Annotated in this window: 2 protein-coding genes; both read left to right on the top strand. The window is 70.5% G+C overall.

Translation table 11 applies throughout. The features are described from left to right. The coding region (locus tag PV419_RS52560) for an amino acid adenylation domain-containing protein (RefSeq protein WP_415925576.1) at positions 1 to 4,261 on the top strand (4,261 nt) is incomplete at its 5' end. Positions 4,262 to 4,268: 7 nt separating this feature from the next. After that, positions 4,269 to 6,224: condensation domain-containing protein (locus PV419_RS52565; protein WP_319701195.1), on the top strand; the 1,956-nt coding region annotated here is incomplete at its 3' end.

Here is a 6,224-nt window from a genome sequence, read left to right on the forward strand (position 1 = left end):
GGTGGCGGCTTGGTCCCCGGGTCGGCGGATGGTGAACGCGTACGGTCCGACCGAGACGACCGTGATCGCGTCGATGAGCCCGCCCCTGGTGGGGGATGGCCGTGTGCCGTCCATCGGCGGACCTGTCACCGACACCCGCCTCCATGTGCTCGACGACGAACTCCGGCCGGTGCCGCCCGGGGAGGACGGCGAACTGTACGTCAGCGGACCCGGGCTGGCACGGGGATACCTGGGCAAGTCCGGGCTCACGGCCGCCCGCTTCGTGGCCTGCCCGTTCGGCGAGCCGGGCGAACGCATGTACCGCACCGGCGATGTGGTCGCCCGGACGCCGGACGGCCGGCTGGTGTTCCGAGGACGCGCCGATGACCAAGTCAAGATCCGCGGGTTCCGGATCGAGCCCGGCGAGATCGAGGCCGTGCTGGAGAACCATCCAGCAGTGGCACACGCCGTGGTCGTCGCCCGTGAAACCCGCGCGGGGCCGCGACTGGTGGGGTACGTCGTTCCGCGGAGGACCGCGGAAGGCGTCCACGCCCAGGACCTCCCTCACGGCGAAATCGATCTCACATGCGGCCTGGTCGCGGCGGACTTAGGCAGGTACGCGGCGGGGCGCCTCCCGGACCACATGGTGCCCTCGGCGATCGAGGTGATCGAGGCGCTGCCGCTGACGGCGAGCGGGAAGGTGGACCGGGCGGAGCTGCCCGATCCGGTGTACACCCGTGGCGCCTATCGGGCGCCACGCACGGCGGCGGAGATCGCCTTGTCGGACACGTTCGCCGAACTGCTGGGGCTGGACCGGATAGGCCTCGACGACGACTTCTTCGCGCTCGGCGCGGACAGCATTCAGGCGATCCGGGCCGTGCCCCTGGCCCGTGAGCGCGGCGTCGAGGTGAGCCCGCGGCAGATTTTCGAGCACCGGACCGTGGCGGAACTGGCCGGTGTCGTGGCGGTCGGCCGGCAGGACGGCGCGGGCGCCATCACGCCCTCGGACACGCCGCTGGTGCCGGTGGAGCAGGGAGAGATCGAGGAGTGGGAACGGCGCTTCCCCGGCCTTGAGGACATCTGGCCGCTGACACCGCTGCAGTCGGGGCTGCTCTTCCACACTCTGTCGAACGAGTCCACTTTCGACCCCTATCGCGTGCAGTGCGTGGTCCATCTGAGCGGACCGGTGGACCCGGCACGGCTGCGCGCGGCCGGGCAGGCACTGCTGGACCGGCATGCCGCGCTGCGTACCGCGTTCGTGTTCAAAACCTCCGGCGCGCTGGTCCAGTTGGTCCTCGACGGCGTCCGGCTGCCCTGGCGGGAAGCCGACCTGAGCGGACTCGGTGACCCGGAGCGGGAGGCGGCGGTCGACCGGTTCCTGGCCGACGACCTGGGCGTTCCGCTCGTTCCGGCCACGCCTCCGCTGCTGCGGCTCGCCCTGCTCAAACTCGGCGAGGACCGGTCGGAGCTGGTGCTCACGGCCCATCACGCGGTCTTCGACGGCTGGTCGCTGCCGCTGATGACACAGGACCTGCTGCGGCTCTACGCGGCGGACGAAGCCGAGGCGTCCACGCGACCGCGCGTGCGGGGATACCGCGACTTCCTGGCGTGGCTGTCCGAGCAGGACCGGAACGCGTCGGTACGGGCGTGGGCGCAGGAGCTCGACGGGCTGGACGGGCCGACGATGCTCGCCCCCAGTACCGCCCCGGGCACGTCCGCCACCAGCACATCCGCCACCGGTAGGGAGGACACCGGCAGCGACGGTATCGGCGTCGGGCAGGTCCCCGTCGAGCTGTCCGCACAGGAGGCGGCGGAACTCTGCCGGCGGGCGGCGGAACTGGGCGTCACGGTGAACACGGTCGTTCAAGGCGCCTGGGGTGTCTTGTGCGGGCAGTTGACCGGACGGCAGGACGTGGTGTTCGGCGCGACAGTCTCCGGCCGACCGCCCGCCCTGCCGGATGTGGACACGACGGTGGGCATGTTCCTCAACACCGTGCCCGTACGGGTACGGTGCGCACCGGGCGACTCCCTCGCCGGGCTGCTCATCGAGCTGCAGCGACGCCAGACCGCGCTGCTCGACCACCATCACATCGCGCTGACGGACATTCAGCGGATGACCGATCTGAACCCGCTCTTCGACACTTACGTCGCGTTCGAGTCCTTCCCCGTGGGCCGGGCCGGTATCGCCGAGGCGGGCGAGGTGGCGGGGATCAGCGCCACGCGTATCCGTCTGGTCACCACCACGCACTACCCGCTGACCGTGATGGCGATGGCCGACACGGACGCCCGGGTGCGGTTGACGCTGCAGTACCAGCGGAACCTGTTCGACCGGGAAGCGGCGGAGGGTGTCGCGGCGCGCTTCGCACGCATCCTGTGCCAGATCGCGGCGGACCCCGGCCACCGGGTGGGCGCGCTCGATGTGCTGGATGCGGCCGAACTCGACCACGTACTACGCGAACGCAACGACACCGCCGTCCCCACGCCCGATCTCACCATCCCGGGCCTGTTCGCACGACAGGCGGCGGCCACGCCCGACGCGGTCGCGGTGTGGTCCGACGAGCAGACCCTGACGTACCGGGAACTCGACGCCCGGTCCACCCGGTTCGCACAGATGCTGGCCCAGCGCGGCGTGGCGGCGGAGTCGGTGGTGGCGGTGGCGCTGCCGCGGTCGGCCCGGATGGTGGCGGTGCTGCTCGCGGTGGCGAAGGCGGGAGCCACATATCTTCCGGTGGATCCCGGCTATCCGGCCGAGCGGATCGCCTTCCTGCTGACCGACGCACGGCCTGTCGTGCTGGTCACCGACGCGGAGCACGCCGCGCGGCTGCCGGACGGGTACTGCCCCACGGTGCGGGTGGACGAGCTGGACCCGGGGCCCGGCGGCGCGCAGGACCCGGCGCTCGGTCCGGAGCCGGCGAGCCATCCTGAGCAGCTCGCTTACGTGATCTACACCTCGGGTTCGACCGGTGTGCCGAAAGGCGTGGGCATCCCCCACCGGGCCGTCGTGGATCTGGCCCTGGACAGGCGGTGGCGCACCGGCGCCCAGGAACGGGTGCTGCTGCACTCGCCGCTCATGTTCGACGCCTCCGTCTGGGAATTGTGGGCTCCGCTGCTGGGCGGCGGACAGGTCGTGGTGGCCCCGCCCGGGGCCCTGGACCCCGGCGCGCTCGCGGCGCAGGTCGCCGAGCGCGGACTGACCTCGGTTTTTCTGACCACCGCGCTGTTCAACCTCCTGGTGCGGGAGGACGCCCGCTGCCTGGCGGGGCTCCGGGAGGTGTGGACGGGCGGCGAGCGCGTCACCCCGTCGTCGTTTCAGCGAGCGCTGGAGACCTGTCCGGACACGGCCTTCGTCCATGCGTACGGCCCCACGGAGACGACGGTTTACGCCACCGGGCATCCGATGTCGGCGCAGGAGGGGGTGGGCGACGACGTTCCGATCGGACTCCCGTTGGACAACATGTGCGCCTACGTGCTCGACGGAGCGTTGCGCCCCGTGCCACAGGGCGTCGCCGGTGAGCTGTATTTGGCGGGTTCGGGGCTCGCGCGGGGATATGTGCGCCGGGCGGGCCTCACGGCCGAGCGCTTCGTCGCCTGCCCGTTCGGGCAGCCGGGCGAGCGGATGTACCGCACCGGGGACCTGGTGCGCTGGAATGCCTCCGGCCGCATCGAATATCTGGGCCGGAGCGACAGCCAGGTCAAGATCCGTGGCTTCCGGATCGAGCCGGGCGAGGTCGAGGCGACGCTGGCGTCGCATCCGGCGGTGGCACAGGCAGCCGTGATCGCCCAGGACACCCATGACGCGGGCAACACCAAGCGGCTGGTGGGCTATGTGGTGCCCGCCGAGCCGGACGCGGTGTCCCTCGACGCGCTGCGCGGCGACCTGGCGCGGCGCCTGCCGGACTTCATGGTGCCGTCGGCGTTCGTGGTGATCGACCGGCTGCCGCTGACGCCGAACGGAAAGCTGGACCGGAAGGCACTGCCCGCACCCGCATTCACGGAAAGCGATTACCGGCCTCCCCGGTCGTCCCGGGAAGAGGTGCTCTGCCGGGTGTACGCCGAGGTCCTCGGGCTCGAAAGAGTCGGAATCGACGACAATTTCTTCGCATGCGGCGGGCATTCCCTGCTTGCCACTCAGCTGATGGGCCGCATTCGCGCCGCACTCGGTCTTGATGTGCCCGTCGGAACGATATTGGCATTCCCCAGCGTCGCGGAACTCGACCGCGAACTGGACGACTTCAGCAAAACCAGCAGGCCCCGCCTGCGCAGGATGAAGGTTAAGGAGTAGACGCCAGATGATTCCCTTGTCTTATGCGCAGCGCCGGATGTGGTTCGTTCACCGTTTCGAGGGGCCGTCGGCGACCTACAACGTCCCCTTCCGGGTGCGGTTGAGGGGTGGGCTGGATGTGGGTGCGTTGGGGTTGGCTGTGCGGGATGTGGTGGGTCGGCACGAGAGTTTGCGGACGGTGGTTGTCGAGGATGAGGGGGGTGTGCCGTTCCAGCGGGTGGTGCCGTTGGAGGAGGTGGAGGTGCGGGTTCCGGTGGTGGAGGCGGGGCCGGAGGAGCTTGAGGGTGCGGTGGCGGGGGCGGTGCGGTATGCCTTCGATCTGGCGGCGGAGATTCCGTTGCGTGCCTCGGTGTTCCGGTGCGGGGCGCGTGAGCATGTGCTGGTGTTGCTGATCCATCACATCGCGGTGGACGGGGAGTCGATGGCGCCGTTGGTGCGGGATCTGTCGGAGGCGTATCGGGCGAGGGTGGCAGGGCGGGCGCCGGGGTGGTCGGAGCTGCCGGTGCAGTACGGGGACTACACGTTGTGGCAGCGGGAAGTGCTGGGTGACGAGAGCGATCCGGCGAGCGTGGCGGCTCAGCAGTTCGGGTACTGGCGTCAGGCGCTGGCCGGAGTGGTCCAGCCCCTTCCCCTGCCCACCGACCGCCCCCGCCCGCCCATCGCAAGCCGCAACGGCGACATGGTCGAGTTGCCGATCGAGCCCGCCCTGCGCGACGCGCTGGAGGAGCTGGCCCGTACGCACCACGCGACCGTGTCCATGGTGCTCCAGTCGGCCCTGGCGGTCCTGCTGCACCGGCTGGGCAGCGGCGAGGACATCACGCTCGGCTGCTCCATCGCGGGCCGCACCGACGAGGCCCTCGCGGACCTGGTGGGCTTCTTCGTCAACACTTGGGTGCTGCGGGCCGATGTGTCCGGGAATCCCTCGTTCGAGAAGCTGCTCGGCCGGGTCCGGGAGGCGGCACTCGCCGCCTACAACAACCAGGACGCCCCGTTCGAGCGACTGGTCGAACTGCTCAACCCCGAGCGCTCCACCGCCTACCACCCCCTCTTCCAGGTGGGGTTCACCTGGCAGAGCCAGGCTCGCATCGACCTGGATCTGCCGGGGCTGGCCGGATCGCTGGAAGGGGTCAGGACCGGGACCGCCAAGTTCGACCTGGAGTTCAGTTTCGCCCACGACCCGGACGGGCCGGGAATGCTCTGCCAGCTCGAATTCGCCACGGACCTGTTCGACCGCACAACGGTCGAGGCGCTGGGGGAGCGGTTCCTCAGGGTGCTGCGGCAGGTGCTGACGGAGCCGGGCCTGCCGGTGGCCGCGGTGGACGTGCTCGCCCCGGAGGAGCGCGACTGGCTGCTGTCGGAGGTGAACGACACGGCGGCCCCGGTGCGGGTCGGGACGATCCCCGGGCTGTTCGAGCGTCAGGTGGCGGTGCGGTCTGGGTCGGTTGCGTTGGTGTGTGGTGGGGAGTCGGTGTCGTACGGGGAGCTGGACGGGCGGGCGAACCGGTTGGCGCGGGTGTTGGTGGGCCGTGGTGTGGGGCCCGAGTCGGTGGTGGGGGTGGCGCTGCCGAGGTCGCCGGAGTGGGTGGTGGCGGTATTGGCGGTGATGAAGGCCGGCGGCGCGTATCTTCCGGTGGACCCGGCCTACCCGGCCGACCGGATCGGGTTCATGGTGGAGGACTCCGGGGCCTGTCTGATGGTCGCGGACGCGACGACAGCCAGTGAGCTGCCGCAGTCGGCGATTCCACTGCTGTGCCTCGATGACCCGCACACCGCCGAAAGGCTGGCCGAGGCCCGCTCGTCCCACCTGGTGGATGCGGACCGGCTGGGTTCGGTGTCGGTGGGCAACACCGCGTATGTCATTTACACGTCTGGGTCCACCGGTCGTCCCAAGGGTGTGGCGGTTACTCATGCGGGGTTGGCGAGTCTGCTGGCGGCGCAGGTGGAGCGGTTGGGGGTGACGTCG

Origin of the sequence: Streptomyces sp. ME19-01-6, from assembly GCF_033793745.1 — a bacterium.
In the GTDB taxonomy this organism is placed as follows: domain Bacteria; phylum Actinomycetota; class Actinomycetes; order Streptomycetales; family Streptomycetaceae; genus Streptomyces.